The organism is Rhizobium sp. ERR 942 (assembly GCF_007828395.1).
Classification (GTDB): Bacteria; Pseudomonadota; Alphaproteobacteria; order Rhizobiales; family Rhizobiaceae; genus Rhizobium; species Rhizobium dioscoreae.
In genome coordinates this window covers 1008736-1026021 of sequence record NZ_VIUA01000002.1, presented here as the reverse complement: position 1 = coordinate 1026021, position 17286 = coordinate 1008736, and the positions used below count along the sequence as shown (strand labels likewise).

Annotated in this window: 15 protein-coding genes; 10 read left to right on the top strand and 5 right to left on the bottom strand. The window is 59.1% G+C overall.

Annotation, left to right across the window (positions count from 1 at the left end; translation table 11 throughout):
• Positions 1-249: 249 nt before the first annotated feature.
• Together FBZ97_RS11605 and FBZ97_RS11600 are read right to left on the bottom strand one after the other, a co-directional pair.
• A complete protein-coding gene (locus tag FBZ97_RS11605; RefSeq protein ID WP_246661758.1) occupies positions 250-1407 on the bottom strand; it encodes an MFS transporter in 1158 nt (385 codons plus the stop codon).
• 297 nt (positions 1408-1704) lie between these two features.
• Positions 1705-2397, bottom strand: a complete 693-nt coding sequence (locus FBZ97_RS11600) for a GntR family transcriptional regulator (protein ID WP_145319630.1) — start codon at positions 2395-2397, stop codon at positions 1705-1707.
• Positions 2398-2713: 316 nt separating this feature from the next.
• Between FBZ97_RS11600 and FBZ97_RS35050 the strand changes: the two genes are divergently transcribed.
• The 6 genes from FBZ97_RS35050 to FBZ97_RS11575 all read left to right on the top strand — a co-directional run bounded on the left by FBZ97_RS35050 (position 2714) and on the right by FBZ97_RS11575 (position 9822).
• The gene (locus FBZ97_RS35050; protein ID WP_281406123.1) at positions 2714-2842 is read left to right on the top strand and encodes a hypothetical protein; all 129 of its coding nucleotides are present in this window, start codon (positions 2714-2716) and stop codon (positions 2840-2842) included.
• Positions 2839-4665, top strand: a complete 1827-nt coding sequence (locus FBZ97_RS11595; protein WP_145319627.1) for an ABC transporter ATP-binding protein — start codon at positions 2839-2841, stop codon at positions 4663-4665. The genes FBZ97_RS35050 and FBZ97_RS11595 overlap by 4 nt, the downstream gene beginning before the upstream one ends.
• A gap of 44 nt (positions 4666-4709) precedes the next feature.
• The gene (locus FBZ97_RS11590) at positions 4710-6245 is read left to right on the top strand and encodes an ABC transporter substrate-binding protein (protein WP_113350878.1); all 1536 of its coding nucleotides are present in this window, start codon (positions 4710-4712) and stop codon (positions 6243-6245) included.
• Positions 6246-6308: 63 nt separating this feature from the next.
• Positions 6309-7232, top strand: coding sequence for an ABC transporter permease (locus FBZ97_RS11585; RefSeq protein ID WP_145319624.1), 924 nt, complete (start codon positions 6309-6311; stop codon positions 7230-7232).
• A 5-nt stretch (positions 7233-7237) separates the two neighbouring features.
• Positions 7238-8086: an ABC transporter permease gene (locus FBZ97_RS11580; protein ID WP_113329314.1), complete on the top strand. Its 849-nt coding sequence runs from the start codon at positions 7238-7240 to the stop codon at positions 8084-8086.
• A gap of 5 nt (positions 8087-8091) precedes the next feature.
• On the top strand, positions 8092-9822 hold the full coding sequence (locus FBZ97_RS11575; protein ID WP_145319621.1) for a M14 family metallopeptidase: 1731 nt from the start codon (positions 8092-8094) through the stop codon (positions 9820-9822).
• Here FBZ97_RS11575 and FBZ97_RS11570 read toward each other — a convergent pair.
• Entirely contained in the window at positions 9806-10690 is an 885-nt protein-coding gene (locus FBZ97_RS11570; RefSeq protein ID WP_145319618.1) for a LysR family transcriptional regulator, read from the bottom strand. The two genes, FBZ97_RS11575 and FBZ97_RS11570, sit on opposite strands and share 17 nt — an antisense overlap.
• Before the next feature lie 104 nt (positions 10691-10794).
• Between FBZ97_RS11570 and FBZ97_RS11565 the strand changes: the two genes are divergently transcribed.
• From FBZ97_RS11565 to FBZ97_RS11555, 3 genes are all read left to right on the top strand, one after another.
• Positions 10795-12033, top strand: coding sequence for a YbfB/YjiJ family MFS transporter (locus tag FBZ97_RS11565; RefSeq protein WP_145319615.1), 1239 nt, complete (start codon positions 10795-10797; stop codon positions 12031-12033).
• Positions 12034-12050: 17 nt separating this feature from the next.
• Positions 12051-12533 (top strand): nuclear transport factor 2 family protein, encoded by a 483-nt coding sequence (locus tag FBZ97_RS11560; protein ID WP_145319612.1) that lies wholly within the window; start codon positions 12051-12053, stop codon positions 12531-12533.
• A gap of 76 nt (positions 12534-12609) precedes the next feature.
• Complete coding sequence (locus FBZ97_RS11555; protein ID WP_145319607.1) at positions 12610-13875, top strand: glycoside hydrolase family 5 protein; 1266 nt, start codon at positions 12610-12612, stop codon at positions 13873-13875.
• A 51-nt stretch (positions 13876-13926) separates the two neighbouring features.
• Here FBZ97_RS11555 and FBZ97_RS11550 read toward each other — a convergent pair whose 3' ends face one another.
• Both FBZ97_RS11550 and FBZ97_RS11545 read right to left on the bottom strand, forming a co-directional pair.
• Positions 13927-14991: a glycosyltransferase gene (locus FBZ97_RS11550; protein ID WP_145319604.1), complete on the bottom strand. Its 1065-nt coding sequence runs from the start codon at positions 14989-14991 to the stop codon at positions 13927-13929.
• 243 nt (positions 14992-15234) lie between these two features.
• Positions 15235-16029 carry an SDR family oxidoreductase gene (locus FBZ97_RS11545; protein ID WP_145319601.1) on the bottom strand — a complete coding sequence of 265 codons (795 nt, stop codon included), beginning with the start codon at positions 16027-16029 and terminating at the stop codon, positions 15235-15237.
• 194 nt (positions 16030-16223) lie between these two features.
• On the opposite strand from FBZ97_RS11545, the gene FBZ97_RS11540 reads away from it, so the two are divergent.
• Positions 16224-17162 carry a GlxA family transcriptional regulator gene (locus FBZ97_RS11540; RefSeq protein WP_113329321.1) on the top strand — a complete coding sequence of 313 codons (939 nt, stop codon included), beginning with the start codon at positions 16224-16226 and terminating at the stop codon, positions 17160-17162.
• The last annotated feature ends 124 nt before the right edge of the window (positions 17163-17286 follow it).

Below are 17286 nucleotides of genomic sequence, written 5' to 3'. Positions count from 1 at the left end.
TCAAGTCATCAGATGACTTTATCACTTAGCCAATCGATCGTCTTCAGTCAATCATATTTTCAGCAAGGCGAACAATCGGTTGGCTACGCGATGTGGCGGCGATGGCGAAACCGAAGGCGGGGATGCAAGTCATAGGCGGATCCGGGATCTGGCAGAGCACCCCAAATCATGGCGAAGGGCTTGCAGCAGATTTGACGCTGGCTGGAGCTTCTCGGAATGAAATAATGCCTGTCCTATGGCATGAAATCCCTATTTGATGGCGCCCGAACGAGCCATGGCCGCCAGGCCGATCGCCGCTACCAGGGAGAATGCCGCCGGGAGGTAGAAAACGTTCGGAAGCCCGAGATAGGCAACGCCGACACCTCCTACACCGCCGCCAAGGGCGCTGGCGAGCGCCGAGGAGCTCATGAAGATCGCCGAAGCCGTCGCGACTGCATTCGGGAGCAATCTTTGAGCAACGATCAGTCCGAGGACCATGTAGAGGCCCCAGACTCCGCCCATCAGAATCTGGCCGGCAAACATGCCCATGGCCGTCGGCCAGGCAGCAAAACAGAGGTTGGCCATGACGCCGCAAATCGCGGCGACACACATCATCCATAAGATGCCGATCCGTCGCGCCAGCACGACACTGAAGGGCATAAGGACGAGTTCGATGAATGGCTGCGTTCCTATCACCGAGCCCTGAATGGAGGGATCAAGCTTGAGCTGGTCCTGCATATAGAGCAGCAGGAATCCGTATTTGATCGGCTCGCCGGCATAGACGAGGACGTAGAGAGCTGTAAAGGCCAGCAGCGGCAGCATTTCGGACCAGTCGACGTGACCAACGGCATCGGTCTTCTTGTCGGCTCGCTGCCCCGGATCAACAAGCGCATGTAGTGTTCCGAGCGGCAGGATCTGCGCGAAGAAACAGATCGCCGTTCCCCACAACATGGCGCGAAGCCCGATTTCGACAGCAAACCAGGCGCCAAGAAACGGCCCGATGACCCAGCCCGCGGTCAAAGCCATGCGGATTATGGCCACGACGCTGTCATTCGCACCGGCACCCTTGACTTTGAGATCGTCATGGATGGCGGTGAAGAGCTGCGAGGTGGCAGATCCGGAAAAACCCAGAATGACGGTGCCGATCACGAACGGCATCCATGGTTGCGTCGAAAGGGCGATCCCCGCCCAACCAACAGCGCCGGCAACGGCACAAAGCCGAAAAAGACCAAGACGCCTTCCAGTTCTGTCGGAATAGCTACCAACAAGATAGCCGGCAATCGGTGCGGTGAGACCGGTGAGATAATAGAGCCCCGCCATTGGCAAGGACGCCCCAAGTTCCTTGACGAGGAAAAGAACGATCTGCGGCAGCGAGGCTGATGTTGCAAGCCCGGAGAGAAACAGCGCAAGCGTCGCACCGCGATACAGCGGCGAAACCCATACTGCCGGATCGCCGTGGCCCTGCTGGAGGTCGTCGGGGATTGCGCGTCCATAGCCCCATCCGTCTTAACGGTTGTCGAAACGAGTTTGCCGGTTGATCGGCGGGACGCCCTGATCGATTGCAGCAAAAGCGAATTCTGCTGTCCGATGGACCTCACGCCTACGTCCGGGGTGTTGCATATCCTTCGATCAAAGCGGATCAGGAGGCAAATGGTTACATGGAGCTTGGACCCATCTCGCAGAGATTGTCCACACCATTCATCATATCAATTATAGTAACCGGACTCAGCCCGGCATTGCTCTCGAATAGGCTGCCAGAATGAAGCGTTCGGCCTGGAACAGATATTTCTCCAGCGCGTCGGCAGCACTCGCCGGCGCCCCCTCCTCCAGATGCGCAAGAATGGTCGCGTTTTGGCCGACATAGGGAGCATGCAGATATTCGGGATCGCGGATCAGCCCGAAGACGAGGCGCAGTTCAAGCGAGATCTGCGCATAGAAGGCTGAAAGCCGAGGACTATCAGCAAGCTCGACGATCGCGGCATGAAAGGCGATATCAGCGCTGCCGACCTCCAGCCATTCGCCACGATCGCGATGCTGCACGGCAGCCTCGATGGCAGCACGCATCTTGTCGACGCTCGGATGGCGATGATGCGCGTTGGCAAGCGCCGAACACTCGATCAGCCGGCGAATATGGAAGATATCCATGATCGTGGAGATGCTCGGCGTGGACACGAAGACGCCGCGATTGGCTTCGTGACGCAGCACGCCCTCTTTCGTCAGCAGCCGGAAGACTTCGCGCAGCGTGTTGCGCGAGACCTGTAGCTCCTCGCAAAGAGCTGCTTCGGACAGGTGGCTACCCGGCGATAGCACACCGCTGATCACGCGCTCGCGGATGCGGGCGGCCGTCAGTTCCGCCAGCGTCTGCCCCGCCTCAGCGACCGATGGCGGCTCGATGCTCGCAAGATTTGTCTGCTTCATTTGCTCTCCCGGCGCCTGCACTCAATCGTCTTCGATGTCCGGCCATATCAGGCGTTTGCTGAGAAGCGTACAGCGTTCTCATGCTTGTCTGCAGCAGTCGCACCACCCCAACGGCAAGTCCGCTGGACGATTTTAGCAGGTTTGTCCCCATTTTTGATTGGCAACACGAAAATTGTTGAACAATATAGACCGGATTGTTGTTTGATGCTATCTCATGCCTAACAAATATAATGGGAACGCGGATACAGATGTTCATAAGACGCCTGTTTTGTAGAAAAACATCGCCAGCCTTTGCCAGGCCGCAACGGGTGTCCGCATGAACATGCTACTATCCGGCTGTGGCGGCGATCCCGGTGAGCGCACCTGCATCATCGACGCAAAGTGTGACACGGCAATCGTCTCCGATGCCATGAACGACCTGCACAATATCGAGGTAAGCGCATGACGGCTGCTGCAGGCGACAACAATCCGCTTCTGTCTGTCGCGGATCTGACTGTGCGGTTTGGCGAAAACCGCGTCGTCGAAGGACTTTCCTTTTCGGTCCAGCCGGGGCGAACGCTCGCAGTTGTCGGCGAATCCGGCTCCGGCAAATCCGTGACCTCGCTTTCCATCATGCGCCTTGCAGATATGATGGGCGCACGCTTCGAGACCGGCAGCATCTTCTTCAACGGCAAGGATCTGCTGAAGCTTTCGCAGAAGGAGATGCGCACGGTTCGCGGCAAGGAGATCGCCATGATTTTTCAGGAGCCGATGACCTCGCTCAATCCGGTCTTCACCATCGGCGACCAGATCTGCGAGGTCCTTCTCCTTCACGAGAAGATCGGCAAGTCCGCCGCAATGGCGGAAGCACAGCGCCTGCTGGAGATGGTGCGTCTGCCGGATGCGCAGGCACTGTTGAACCGCTATCCGCACCAGCTTTCCGGCGGCATGCGCCAGCGCGTGATGATCGCCATGGCGCTTGCCTGCCGCCCGAATCTGCTGATCGCCGACGAGCCGACGACTGCCCTCGACGTGACGATCCAGGCGCAGATCCTCAACATCATGCGGGACCTGCAGAAGGATCTCGGCATGGGCATGATCTTCATCACCCACGACATGGGCGTGGTGGCCGAAATGGCCGACGATGTCGTAGTCATGTGGAAGGGCAAGAAGGTCGAGGAAGGCCCGGTTCGCGAGATATTCGCCAATCCCAGGCACCCTTATACGAAGGCGCTTCTCGCCGCAGTGCCGAAGCTTGGCAGCATGACCGGTCAGGATTTTCCAAAGCGCATGCCACTGACCGTCCTCGACGGCGGCGAGCCGAAGATTGTCGGTGAGGAACGGGTCCAGAATACTGCCCGCTACGACCAGCAGCCGCTCCTGTCCGTGCGCGATCTCTTCGTGCGCTTCGATATCAAGAAGAATATATTCGGCCAGGTCACGCATCGCTGCAGTGCCGTCCAGAAGGTCGCTTTCGATATTCATCCCGGTGAAACCCTGGCCCTCGTCGGCGAGTCCGGCTCCGGCAAGTCGACGATCGGCCGCACCATCCAGCAACTGCAGAAAGCGCGCTCCGGCGAAATCACCTTCAACGGCAAGAGTTTTGCCGCCATGTCGGCACTGGAGCGATTCCGCCTGCGGCGCGACGTGCAGTATATTTTCCAGGACCCCTTCGCCTCGCTCGATCCGCGCAAGACGGTGGGTTTCTCGATTGCAGAGCCGATCAACACCCATGGCATCATATCCGGATCGAAGGAGGTTCGCCGCCGAGTGGACGAACTTCTTGAGCGCGTCGGCTTGACGCCGGCTCATGCCGATCGCTATCCGCACGAGTTTTCCGGCGGGCAGCGCCAGCGTGTCTGCATCGCCCGTGCCCTGGCCTCCGATCCCAAGCTCATCATCGCCGACGAGGCGCTTTCCGCGCTCGACGTGTCGATCCAGGCCCAGATCATCAATCTCTTGATGGATCTCCAGGCGGAACGCGGGCTCGCCTATCTGTTTATCAGCCATGACATGGCCGTCGTGGAGAAGATCAGCCATCGCGTCGCCGTCCTCTATCTCGGCCAGATCATGGAAATCGGCAGTCGCCGCCAAGTCTTCGAAACACCGATGCATGCCTATACGCAACGCCTTCTCTCGGCCGTGCCGATCGCCGATCCGACGCAGGAGCGCAGAACCACCCTGCTGGAAGGCGAGATCCCCAATCCCGTCCGCCGCGTCGGCGACGAGCCGCCGGTCCTGGCTCACGAGGAAATCACCTCAGGCCACTTCATCGCCAAGAGTGCCTGAACGACCACCAACCACTGCATCGATCTGAAGAGGAAACAGGTTCAATGAAAACAATAAAATGGGGATTGAAGACCGCTCTGACGGCACTTGTCATGTCAGGCGTCGCGATCAGCGCCGCTCCGGCCTTCGCGGCCGGCAAGCTGACGGTTTCGTCGTCGCAGGATCCCGGCAGCTGGGACCCGATCGACACGTTCCTCGTGGCATGGGCTGCCGTTTCGACCAACATCTTCGACGGCCTTACCTATCGTGGCCCCGATCTCAAGCTGGTACCGGGTCTTGCCGAATCCTGGGAAGAGCTGGATCAGGGCAAGCGTATCCGCTTCAAGCTCCGCCATAACGTGAAATTCCATGACGGCGAGCCCTTCAATGCCGAAGCGGTGAAGTTCACCTTCGACCGCCTGCTCGGCGAACAGGGCGCCAAGGGACCGCAGCGCTCGAACTACACGGCTATCGAAAGCGTTGATATCATCGACGACTACACGGTCGATATGAAGCTGAAAACGCCCGATCCGGTGCTTTTGACGAAGCTTGCCGGCTATGGCGCGATGATCGTGCCGCCGAAATATATCAAGGAAAAGGGCGAGGATTACTTCAACCTCAATCCGGTCGGCACCGGCGCCTTCAAATTCGTCTCCTATACGCCGAAGGTGAACATCAAGCTCGAAGCCAACCCGGATTACTGGGGCGGCGCACCGAAGCTGTCCGAACTGGAATATCGCTTCATCAGCGAGCCGGCGACCGCCGTTGCCGAGCTTCAGGCCGGCCGCGTCGATATCGTCATCCCGCCGACCATCCCGATCGGCATGCTGCCGGTCATTCAGGGTGACTCCAAGCTGGAAATCGCCAGCGTTCCCGGCCCGACGGTCGATGCACTGCGCTTCAACACCCGCGACGGCATTACCGCCGATCCGCGTGTGCGCAAGGCCATCATCATGGCCGTCGACCGCGACACGATCGTCAAGTCGATCCTTGCTGGCCAAGGAACCGAGATCGTCAGCTTCCAGAATTCGCTTTCCTTCGGCTACGATGCCGATCTGAAGCCGCTTCCCTATGATCCCGCTGGCGCCAAGAAGCTGCTCGCCGAAGCCGGCGTGAAGCCGGGCGCGACATTGCAGATCGACATTCGGGGCAACGACGCGACCATGAACGAGGTGGCGCAGGTCGTGGCAAGCTATCTGCAGATGGTCGGCCTCACCGCCACCATCAAGCCGTATGAAACCAACGTTCTGCTGAACGACATCATCCCGCAGGGTAAGACCGGCGCGATGTTCCAGCAGAAATGGGGCGGCTGGACCTTCGATTACGACAACACTGCTTATTCGATGTATCACTCCGGCGAAAAGTGGAATCCGTATGAAAAGGATGCCGCTCTGGACAAGCTCTTGGAATCGCAGCGCCCCCTCACCGATCGCGCCGAGCGCGAAAAGGTGCTGAAGGACATCGGCAAATACGTCGCTGATAAGGCGCTCGAACTGCCGCTCTACAACAGCAATGCGATCTACGGCGTCAGCAAGCGCGTCAAGGGCTTCGTGCCCGCTCCGGATACCCGCATCAAGCTGAACGAAGTCACCGTCGACTAATCATCAAGCATGACGCCGCCGGCACGGCCGGCGGCGTCATGCGAAAGCTCTCAGGGTAAGAACGTGGCCGGTTTTCTCATCAAGCGATTGCTTCAGGCGATTTTCGTCGTGATCGCCATCACCCTTCTCGTCTCATTCGCCATCCGCCTCACCGGCGACCCTGCCGTGATGATGTTTCAGGGCGGCGGCAGCATGACCGAAGACGACCTTGCCCGCATCCGCACAGCCCTTGGCACGGATCAACCTTTCCTCGTGCAGTATTTCACCTTCCTGAAGGGGCTGCTGACGCTCGATTTCGGCCGCAGCTTCACCGGCGGTACACCGGTCTCGCAACTGATCGCCAATGCCCTGCCCGCCACGCTGCTGCTCGCCTTCATCTCGATGGTGGTATCGATCGCGCTCTCCATCCCACTCGGCATCAAGGCGGCGACGGCACGCGGCAAGACGGCGGACCAGGTGATCCGCGTTCTCTCGCTCCTCGGCCTCTCCTTCCCGAACTTCTGGCTGGCGCTGATGATGGTGCTATTGTTTTCCATCACGCTCGGCTGGCTGCCGCCGAGTGGCATGGTCGGCATTTCGAGCTACGTCATGCCGGCCGTAACGATGGGCGTCATCCTGACGGCGACCAATGTGCGCCTGGTGCGCACCGCCATGCTGGAAACGCTGCAATCGCAATATATCATGGTCGCGCGCGCCAAGGGCCTTAGCGAAAGCAAGGTGCTCTACAAGCACGCGCTGCGCAATTGCGCGATACCGCTCATCACCTATTTCGGCATCCAGTTCGGCGGGCTGCTCGGCGGCATCGTCGTCATCGAGCGCGTCTTCAACTGGCCCGGCCTCGGCACGCTGGCATTCGACGCCGTCGGCGCCCGCGACTACCCGGTCTTGCAGGGCGTAATCACCGTGCTGGCGCTCTTCATCGTCGGCGTCAATCTCCTCGTCGACATCGCCTATGGCCTCGTCGATCCCCGTATCCGCACGGAGTAACGCTGATGGCCGCCACAGTTTCTCACCGTTCGCGCTTCTACAGCTTCGAATTCATATTCGGTGTATTGCTCACCGCTGTCATTTGCCTTGCCGTGCTGCTCTCTGACGTGCTTTTTCCAGGCGGCGCGGAAAAGATCGATCTGATGGCAAGGCTTGCAAGGCCCTTCGCCAGCCTCGCCCATCCTTTCGGCACCGATCCCCTTGGCCGCGATGTGCTGGCTCGCGTCGTAGCAGGCGGCAAGATTTCGCTGACCGTCGGCCTGACCTCGGTCCTTGGCGGCGTTGTGCTTGGCGTGCTTGTGGGGCTTGCCGCAGGCTACTATCGTGGCATCTGGGATATGCTGCTGATGCGCTTTGCCGACGTCCAGCTTGCCATGCCCTTCATCCTGCTGGCGATCACCTTCATCGCCATTGTCGGCGGCAGTCTCACCAACACGATCATCCTGCTGATCGTATCGCAATGGGTGCAATATGCGCGCCTCGTGCGCGGTTCCGTGCTCAGCCTACGCGAGCGGGAATTCATCCTCTCGGCACGCGCGATCGGCGTCAAAGACTGGCGCATCATCTTCCAGCACCTGCTGCCGAACCTCATCGGACCGGTGATCGTATTGATGACGCTGAACATCGCCACCAACATTCTCCTGGAAAGCAGCCTGACCTTCCTCGGACTGGGCGTCGACCCGACAATTCCGAGCTGGGGCGGCATGCTGGCCGATGGCCGCACCTATCTGCAGACGGCGTGGTGGGTGAGCCTTTTCCCGGGCGTCGCAATCCTTTTGACCGTGCTCGGTCTCAATCTCCTCGGCGATTGGCTGCGCGACAGCCTCGACCCAACAGGCAGAACGACAAGGTAGATATCATGACCGTGATTTTCGAGAGACGTTTTGAGCGCACGCTATCGCGCCTTGTTGCCGATGCGAAGCCTGGCCAGAACTTCGAGGCATGGACTTTCGATGATCGTCAGAGCCGCCAGCAGGCTGAGCGTACGCTCGCGGAAAAAGGTATAAAGGCTCGCATTCGCAGCGCCTACAAGCCGCTGATCAATGCCTTCATCGAGGAAATCGACCTGCATGATGTGAATGCGATCGAGATCCGCTACCCGGTTCATCCCAACGCACCTGACAATCGCTTCCGCCTAGAAGCCTATCCGCTCGCGGCAATGGTGGGAAATCGCAAAATCACCTTTACCGCGCGAGCCGACATCAACTTTCATTATGACGTTCTGCTGAAAAGCAAAGCCGGTGAAGAGCGCCAATTGAAGGTGCTGGCGCCGAATCGCGTCCATATCGATGCCGCCGGCGAAACGAGCGTTTCTCCGACCGGCTGGCTCGTGCCGGACGGCAATGCGACGGGCAACCGGCTCGCCACCGATTATGAACAACTCTTCGAGGAGACCGTTGCCGCGGTCACACGCTTCGACTGGGGCGCAAGCGAACCCTATTTCGAGGAACTGAACATTCGCGTTGCCCTGCCGGCGCTGGACGAGGCCTTGCCCGTCGGCGACGAAGTCATGAGCCTTCGCGAGGCGCTGCATGAAGACTTCTATTTCTCGCTGCTCGAATTCTTCCAGAAGAAATCCGGCCGCCCCCTCGGCGACCGTGGCTTGAAGCCGGGGCAGATCGTTCCGCAAATCCTGCAGTCCTCTGGCCAGATTTCCGTCCAAGTGGAAACGCAACCACTGACGGCTCGCTATTGGGATGGCCCGGAACAGCAGATCGAGATGGCAACGGAACCACTTGCTGTGCAGCAGATCGAGGCCGAGCTTAACAAGATCGGCGGCGAAGCATTCGAGGCCGTCACACGCTCTGGCCGCACAGTTCGAGCGCGCTACATCAAGGGCAGCGACGCGGCCGTGATGATCAGCGGCGGGCAGCACGCCAACGAGACGACTGGCGGCGCGGGCGCGCTGCGGGCAGCGCGGCGGCTGGCAGGGGTCGAAGGTGCGCATTTCACCATCTCGCCGCTGGAAAATCCGGATGGCTACGCCCTTCATCAGCGTCTGCGCCAAGACAGCCCGCGCCACATGTATCATGCCGCCCGCTACACCGCGCTTGGCGACGATCTCGAATATCGGACCGAAGAGACTGCCGGCCCCTATCTCTTCGAAAAGAAAATCCGCTTCCAGGCGGAAAGGCTGAGCGGCGCGCGGCTGCACGTCAACCTGCATGGCTATCCGGCGCATGAATGGACGCGGCCGCTCTCCGGTTATGTCCCACGCAATTTCGCCATGTGGACGCTGCCGAAGGGCTTTTTCCTGATTGCCCGTTATCATTCCGGCTGGGCGGCTCAGGCAGAGCACCTTCTGGACAAGGTCACCAGGCACCTCGGCGCCATCCCGGGGCTGCTGGATTATAACGACCGCCAGATCGCACTCTATGAAATCCATGCCGGCGAAACCGGCTTCCGCATCATCAACGGCTTCCCGTGCCTCGCCAGTATCGACGACCGCCACACGGTGCCCATGACCTTGATCACCGAATATCCGGACGAGACCATTTACGGCGACGCATTCATCGCCGGCCATACCGCGCAGATGGAAACCGTGCTTTCGGCCTATCGCGCCTGGCAGGAGATCATGGCTTCAAGTTAGTCGGACGGGTTGATCGGATCATATCGAGAAGCGCGGTCATCGCACTGGACGTATAGGCGTCCTTCCGGCGCACGAAGAGCGTATCCACCAGCGACCGCTCCGGCGGGAGCTCGTGGATTGCAACCCTGCCCTCCCGGACAGTGGCAGCGACGACGCCTTTCGGAAGGAGAGTGATGCCGACGCCGGCCGAAACACAGCTGACGATCGTATCGAGAGAGCCGAACTCCAGCGGCTTCGAGGTGACGATACCCATATCGGCAAGAAGCGACTCCAGCCGCTGCCGATAGGAACATCCGATCTGGAAGACGATGGTCTTGAGATCGACAATGCCGGCCAAATCTTCCATTCCGCGAATTGCGGGCGATGTCACAAGGACGAGCTCTTCCTTAAAGATCACCTCCTGCTCGAGATCGGGATGGCTGACGGGACCTGCCACGAAGGCACCCTCGACCCGACATGAAACGACATCGTCGATCAGCCGGCGGGTCGTACCGGTCGCGACGACGAGGCGCACCTGTGGATAGGTCTTGGCGAATTGGCCGAGGAGCGGCGACAATCGCAGCGCCGTGGTCGTCTCCAGGCTGCCGAGGGAAAGCGTCCCGGCCGGCTCGCCATCATCCCTGGCGGCGGTGCGGGCATCGGCCAGAAGCTTGGTGATGCGGCCGACAAATGGCAGAATTCGCTGTCCGGCCGGCGTGGTCGACACGCCCCTGGCATGCCGCTGGAACAGGCTGACGCCCAGCTCTTCTTCCAATGCCCGGATCCGCGCTGTCACATTCGATTGAACGGTATGCAGCTCCTGTGCTGCCCGGTTCATGCTGCCGTGCCGCGATACTGCTTCGAATACCCTAAGATCGGATAGGTCCATCTTCCTCTTATCTCCAATAGAGATAACTGCTCTCATAATAATTCATTTTTTATGATATAATGCACGGCGTATTCTCTCAAGTACAGATAGTTGAGAGAGTTCCCATGACCGAAACCGCCACGCACGAAACCGACAGGAACCATCATGATGCTCATATGGCATGGCGTGCCATCCTGTCGGCATTCTGCGCTTGCCTGATCGGTATCGGCCTTGCCCGTTTCGCCTATACGCCACTCCTGCCCGCCATCGTCGATAACAATTGGTTCGAAGCCCCGGCGGCTGCCTATCTCGGTGCCGCAAATCTTTCCGGTTATCTGCTCGGCGCGTTGCTCGGGCGGACGATCGCAGCGCGTACTTCCACGGTCCTGACGCTCAGGATCATGATGCTTGCCGCAACGGCAGCCTTCTTCGCCTGCGCCTTTCCTATCAGCTTTCCATGGTTCTTTGCGTGGCGTTTTGCAGCCGGCCTTGCCGGCGGCGCCCTGATGGTTCTGGCAGCGCCGACCGTCCTGCCGCTGATCGCACCGTCTCGCCGAGGGCTTGCCAGCGGTATAATCTTCATGGGCATCGGCGCTGGCGTCGCACTATCGGGCACATTGGTGCCCCTGCTGCTGCGACAGGGCTTGCGTGAGACATGGCTCAGCCTCGGCGCCTTATCGCTGCTGCTTACGATTATCGCGTGGGTCGGATGGCCGCGCGAAATCGCTGCCCACACCGCCACAAGCCATCATGCCACGCATATCCCGAAACAGTGGACGCTGCGCGCGCTCTACATCGAATATGCTTTGAATGCCGCCGGCTGGGTTCCGCATATGATCTTCCTCGTGGATTTCGTTGCCCGCGGCTTGGGAGAGGGCTTGCAGATCGGCGCGGAATACTGGGTGCTGTTTGGCCTCGGCGCGACCATCGGCCCCATCCTCGCCGGCCATTTGGCCGATCGCACGGGTTTTGCCGCAGCGCTGCGGTTCGCCTTCCTTCTCGAGGCCATCGCAGTCGCCATTCCCACCTTTGGTCTCGGGCAGGCTTGGCTCATCGCCTCAAGCCTGATCGTCGGCGCCTTCGTAACCGGTACGGTTCCCCTGATACTCGGGAGGATCGCGGAATTGCTGCCGCACCATCCGGCGCAGCAGAAGGTCGCATGGAGCCTGGCAACCGTATTCTTTGCCCTGTTTCAGGCGGCCGCGGCTTATGGACTTTCCTTCATCTTCGCCCGAACCGGCGGAAACTACAGGGTCCTCTTCTTGATCGGAGCCGGCGCAATGGTTCTCGCTTTGGCGATCGACCTCACCATTGCGGTGTTGGTCCGCGCTCCTCAGGAGAATGCCCAAGGTCCCGACGCCTAACAATAGGAGAACATGACATGATAAAGCTTTTGACTGAAATTACCGGCAGCGAAAACATGATGGGGAATGGTGGTGCGCTCGATGCGCTCATCGGCTTCTATCGCGCCTTCAATGCCGGCGACCTGGACGCACTCGCCGCCAACTGGGCCGATGGCGACAAGCCAAGCATGGACAATCCGATCGGAGGCATCCGGCGTGGATGGCCGTCGATCCGTGAAGGCTATGCGAAGCTGTTTGGTGGAAAGGCGAGAGTCCAAGTCGCATTCCATGATTTTACCAGCCAGGGCGGCGACGACTGGCATCTATTCGTTGGCCGGGAGCGGGGAAGTTGCGTCACCGCCGACAGGAATATCGAGCTTCGCATCCGCACGACACGCTGGTTCACCCGGATCGACGGCGTCTGGCATCAGCTCCACCATCATGGCTCCATTGAGGAACCTGCCTTGCTTGCTGCCTATCAGGAAATCATCTTCGGCGCGCCATTGGAGCGACCGGCCTAGATGCTGTCACGAGATTTTGGCCCTCTGCGCGCTACCTTGCCCACATGGCGCCAAAGTTTCACGCGAGTTGGGATTCATGAGGCATTTTCTGCTGCTGTTCGCCAGCCTGTCCATTCTCTGCCTGGGGTCTTTTGCACCGCCGGCACAGGCCGAGGGTTTCGTTCGCGCCGATCATCAGCGGATCGTCGACGGCAAGGGCAATCCCCTCATCCTGCGCGGTCTCGGCCTCGGCGGCTGGATGGTGCAAGAGGGCTATATGATGGGGCTTTCCAATCTGAAGGCGCAGCACATCATTCGCCGCCGCATTTCCGAAGTCATCGGCGAGAAAAGGACCGAGCAATTCTATCGATCCTGGCGCGAGAATGCGGTAACGAAAGCCGATATCGACGCGATGGGCAAATGGGGCTTCAACAGCGTACGCCTGCCGATGCACTGGAACCTGTTCATCGAGGACAAGCACGGCAAGAACACGTCCAAGAACATTGTCTGGAACGAGGAGGGCTTTCGGCGGATCGACCTTTTGATCCGCTGGCTGAAAGCCAATGACATGTACCTGATCCTCGACCTGCATGCGGCACCTGGCGGCCAGGGTCACGACATCGCCATTTCCGATCGCAATCCGAACAAGCCGTCTCTCTGGCACAGCGATAAGAACCAGGCAATGATGATTGCGCTGTGGAGCGAGATCGCGCGCCGCTACAGGGACGAGCCGACGATCGCGGGCTATGATCTGTTAAACGAGCCGAACTGGGGTTTTCAGGACAAGAAAGATAAGGGCGGCTGCCGCGAGACCGAAAACCGGCCGCTGCGTGACATCTATCAGCGTACCATTCGCGCCATCCGCGCGATCGACACCAACCATATGCTTATTATCGAGGGCAATTGCTGGGGCAACAATTATGCCGGCATATTGCCGATCGACGATCGCAATACGGCGCTCAGCTTCCACAAATACTGGACCCCAACGACGCAGGAATCGATCGAACCCTTCCTGAAACTGCGCGAGCAATATGATATGCCGCTATGGAACGGTGAATCCGGCGAAAACAATAATGATTGGTATGCCCGCGCCGTCGCATTGCAGGAAAGAAACGGCATTGGCTGGTCGTGGTGGCCATTGAAGAAGATGGGCGCCGGCAATCCGCTGGAGATCAAGACGAATGCAAATTATCGCCGGCTGATTGCCTATCTCCGCGGCGAGGGCAAGAAACCTCCCGCCAAAAGCGCCTTTGCCGGCTTGATGCAGCTTGCAACCGACAGCCGCTATGACAGGAATATCCATCATCAAGCCGTGGTCGACGCATTGATGGGACCTTCGCGCAAATCAGGCATTGCCAAGTAGGATCACGGTCGATCCATTGGCGCGAGATGCTCCATATCTCCCGGAATCCAGTTATCCCATTGCATGCCTGATGGTCTTCGAGAGACGCAGCAGAAACGGAGGCCGGGATGAGGCCACAAGCTTCCACGAGAGGATGGTCTTTGCCATATCCCGAGGCAGGACACCGATCGAAAGAAACCATCCGGCCAGCATCAGGCGACGCTTTCGCGACGCATTCATCTTGAGACTGGCAACCGCGCCGGCCATAGCAAGAGAGAGCCTGGAATCATTCGCAACAGGATGTTGGTCCCTGTCGATGCAAAGCGATGCCAGACGCTCCTCCAGATGGACGGGATCGCGCAGGCCGGCATCATCGGGCATGTCCAATCCGATCTCCGTTGCCTGATCCGACAGGGCCTCCAACCGGCGGAAGTCATGCGCTATGCGCCAGCGTGCGCGCTGACCGAGCTTTTCGGCAAAGACGGAATGATTGGCGCCATGTATGCGATAGGCGCCGAGGCAATCTTCGATGGAGGTCACTTCACCATGGAGCGGCGCAACCGTGGCAAGATATCCATCGGCGCCCTGGCGAAACTCCGGTTCCGGGACCGGCATGACCTTGTCCAGCACCGAACGCTTGAACGCAAGACCGCTGGTGACCGTCGTCTGATAGCGGCCTTTCCGCAGTAACTCCGGAGTGACATCGCCGGAATCGAAGGGCAGTTCTACCGGCGGAAATACATCCTTTACATGCATCTGTTCATCAACGATATGCAGCCTGAACTGCACCTGGGCTGTCTTCTCTTCAAAGGCTTCAACAACCTCTGATACAGCATTCGGATAGAGATAATCATCCGCATCGAGAAACAGCACGATCTCGCCGTGGCTGGATGCGAAGCCGGTGTTGAATGCTGCAGCATGTCCACCGTTCACCTCACGCAGACATGTCTTTATTCGAGAGCCATAGGAGGCGATGACGTCAACCGTCGCATCCGTCGATGCATCATCGACTACAATGACCTCGGCATCGTCGTAATCCTGATCCAACGCGCTGTCGATACTTCGCCTCAGAAAATGCGCGTAGTTGTAGTTCGCAATGACGATGGAGACGGGAGTGCGGTCTTGGATGGAATACATCGCATTGAACCTCGCAGATCTGCTTTGGTCGCGGCGAACCTTCTCATTCAGGTCCTGATGAATGACGTCGATACTGGCTGGGATAGATCCTGACGCATAAGTGGTATTACGTGATATCCTATGCAGCCGATGCTTGGATCCTGTTGATCCGTCTTGCCTTTCCGAGCCTCACCAGTTTTATGGCTTTTGAATGACCGGCCGGCATGATGTGAATGCCGGCCACGCTATTCATTCGATAGATTCTTACTTCATTTGATAACGTCGAGCTGCGGTAGAGCGCGAAAGATTGGGCTTCAAGGCCTGCCGTGCATCTTCATATGCCTTCTGCAGATCGACGTCTTCGAGAGCGGGGATCGTCGCAAGCTCGCCCCGATCAAAGCCAACCAGCGCTGCATCGACCATATCCTCGGTCGACATGACGATCTCCGATGGCAGATGTTCAACGGGGACGCCGGCGACCGCCCAGAATTCCGTTGCAGTCGCGCCGGGCAGAACTGCCTGTACGCGAATATTCTTGTCCGCCAGCTCATGCTTGAGGGACTGGCTGAAGGCAAGGACGAAGGCTTTCGTGCCGCCATAAACGCCATTCAGCAATTCCGGTGCGATTGCGACGATCGACGCGATATTGATAAGGGAGCCGCCACCACGCTGAACAAAGCCTGGCACCGCTGCATAGGTCAGCCGCATGAGCGCCGTGACATTCAGATCGATCATCTGCTGCATCTTATTGACATCGGCCTCCAGCAGGGGTGCCGCCCCGCCAAAGCCGGCATTGTTGACGAGAAGCGTAATCGCTTCATCCGTCTTCAGCACATGCTCGATACGCCGCAGCCCATTCGGCGAGCCGAGATCTGCGGCGATCACTTCGACCTTGCGTCCAGTCTCTGTACGCAGCCGATCCGCAATTGCCGAAAGCCGGTCTTCATTGCGTGCCACCAGAATGAGGTCGTAGCCCCGGTGGGCGAGCCGGTGCGCATAGACGGCGCCAATGCCCGAAGAAGCGCCCGTTACCAATGCTTTGCCCGATGAATTTGTCATTGTTTCCATTCCTTGTCCTGCGGCGTCACTATCCCGCTGCGATAACAATACGCGCGAATGCCGATGACCTAAATGTCATATTCACCACGTTTTCAGACATTCAGAACGGTAAATAATGGCTCGAATCGTGGAAAATTGATGCCGTTTGCGACCGATAAATGCTATAAGCACCTTTTCCAGCCGTGAGCTTTGCCATGCATTCCATCGGATTTCTCGTCTTCCCCGGCTTTCAGGTCATGGGATTTACCGCAGTGACCGCCTTCGAGGTTGCAAATCTGGCGAGTGAGAGGGAGCTCTATCGTGTAACGCTGCTATCGGAAACAGGAGGGCCTGTACGCTCATCGGCGGGGTTCTGTGTCGAAACGGAGGCATTTGGCGACGCTGCCTTTGATTCTCTTTTCATAGGCGCGGCGACGGAAGTTTCATCGACATCTCCGGCGATCCTCGACTATATCCGTCGGGCAGCAAAATCCGCCCGGCGCGTCGCGGCTCCATGCACCGGCGCCTTTGCTCTGGCTGAAGCCGGCCTGCTCGATGGTCGCCGCGCAACGACACATTGGGTCTTTGCGCGAGAGCTGCGGGATCGCTTCCCCGCGCTGAAGGTCGATGAAGACAAAATCTTCATCATCGATGGGTCCATCTGGACATCGGCGGGCATGACCGCCACCATCGACCTCGCCCTTGCGATGATCGAGAAGGATCACGGCGAGGAGCTGGCACGAGCAGTGGCCCGAAAGCTCGTCGTCTATCACCGCCGCGCCGGCGGGCAATCGCAATTTTCCACGCTTCTCGAGCTGGAGCCGAAGTCCGACCGTGTTCAACGCGCGCTCGACTTTGCCGGACGAAACCTGCGCAAGATCGTATCGGTCGAGGAGCTGGCGGAGGCGGCAAGCCTCAGCCCGCGCCAGTTCAACCGCGTCTTCCGCAGCGAAACCGGCCAATCTCCCGCCAAGGCGATCGAGAACATGCGGGTGGAGGCTGCGAGACTGATGATCGAAGACGGTCGCCATTCGATGGACGAAATCGCCACCGAAGTCGGATTTGCCGATCGCGAGCGCATGCGTCGCGCATTCCTGCGCGTGCTGGGCCAGCCGCCGCAGACGATCCGCCGCAACGTACGCGCTTTCGGGTAGATGTAGCCGGCGAAGGACGAAGTCGCGACCGCCATCAAGGCCCATAGCGAGAAGAGGTGAGGTCGACCGAAAGAGGCGGCTTGTACCCGCTCCTTTCGGATTGCTGCATGGAATGGAATGAACC

Excerpts from the sequence above, each read along its gene's own strand:
- FBZ97_RS11575 (WP_145319621.1), top strand. The coding sequence starts at position 8,092 with ATGACCGTGATTTTCGAGAGACGTTTTGAGCGCACGCTATCGCGCCTT.
- FBZ97_RS35050 (WP_281406123.1), top strand. The coding sequence starts at position 2,714 with ATGAACATGCTACTATCCGGCTGTGGCGGCGATCCCGGTGAGCGCACC.
- FBZ97_RS11550 (WP_145319604.1), bottom strand. The coding sequence starts at position 14,991 with ATGTATTCCATCCAAGACCGCACTCCCGTCTCCATCGTCATTGCGAAC.
- FBZ97_RS11545 (WP_145319601.1), bottom strand. The coding sequence starts at position 16,029 with ATGACAAATTCATCGGGCAAAGCATTGGTAACGGGCGCTTCTTCGGGC.
- FBZ97_RS11570 (WP_145319618.1), bottom strand. The coding sequence starts at position 10,690 with ATGGACCTATCCGATCTTAGGGTATTCGAAGCAGTATCGCGGCACGGC.
- FBZ97_RS11540 (WP_113329321.1), top strand. The coding sequence starts at position 16,224 with ATGCATTCCATCGGATTTCTCGTCTTCCCCGGCTTTCAGGTCATGGGA.
- FBZ97_RS11565 (WP_145319615.1), top strand. The coding sequence starts at position 10,795 with ATGACCGAAACCGCCACGCACGAAACCGACAGGAACCATCATGATGCT.
- FBZ97_RS11560 (WP_145319612.1), top strand. The coding sequence starts at position 12,051 with ATGATAAAGCTTTTGACTGAAATTACCGGCAGCGAAAACATGATGGGG.
- FBZ97_RS11600 (WP_145319630.1), bottom strand. The coding sequence starts at position 2,397 with ATGAAGCAGACAAATCTTGCGAGCATCGAGCCGCCATCGGTCGCTGAG.
- FBZ97_RS11595 (WP_145319627.1), top strand. The coding sequence starts at position 2,839 with ATGACGGCTGCTGCAGGCGACAACAATCCGCTTCTGTCTGTCGCGGAT.
- FBZ97_RS11555 (WP_145319607.1), top strand. The coding sequence starts at position 12,610 with ATGAGGCATTTTCTGCTGCTGTTCGCCAGCCTGTCCATTCTCTGCCTG.
- FBZ97_RS11590 (WP_113350878.1), top strand. The coding sequence starts at position 4,710 with ATGAAAACAATAAAATGGGGATTGAAGACCGCTCTGACGGCACTTGTC.
- FBZ97_RS11580 (WP_113329314.1), top strand. The coding sequence starts at position 7,238 with ATGGCCGCCACAGTTTCTCACCGTTCGCGCTTCTACAGCTTCGAATTC.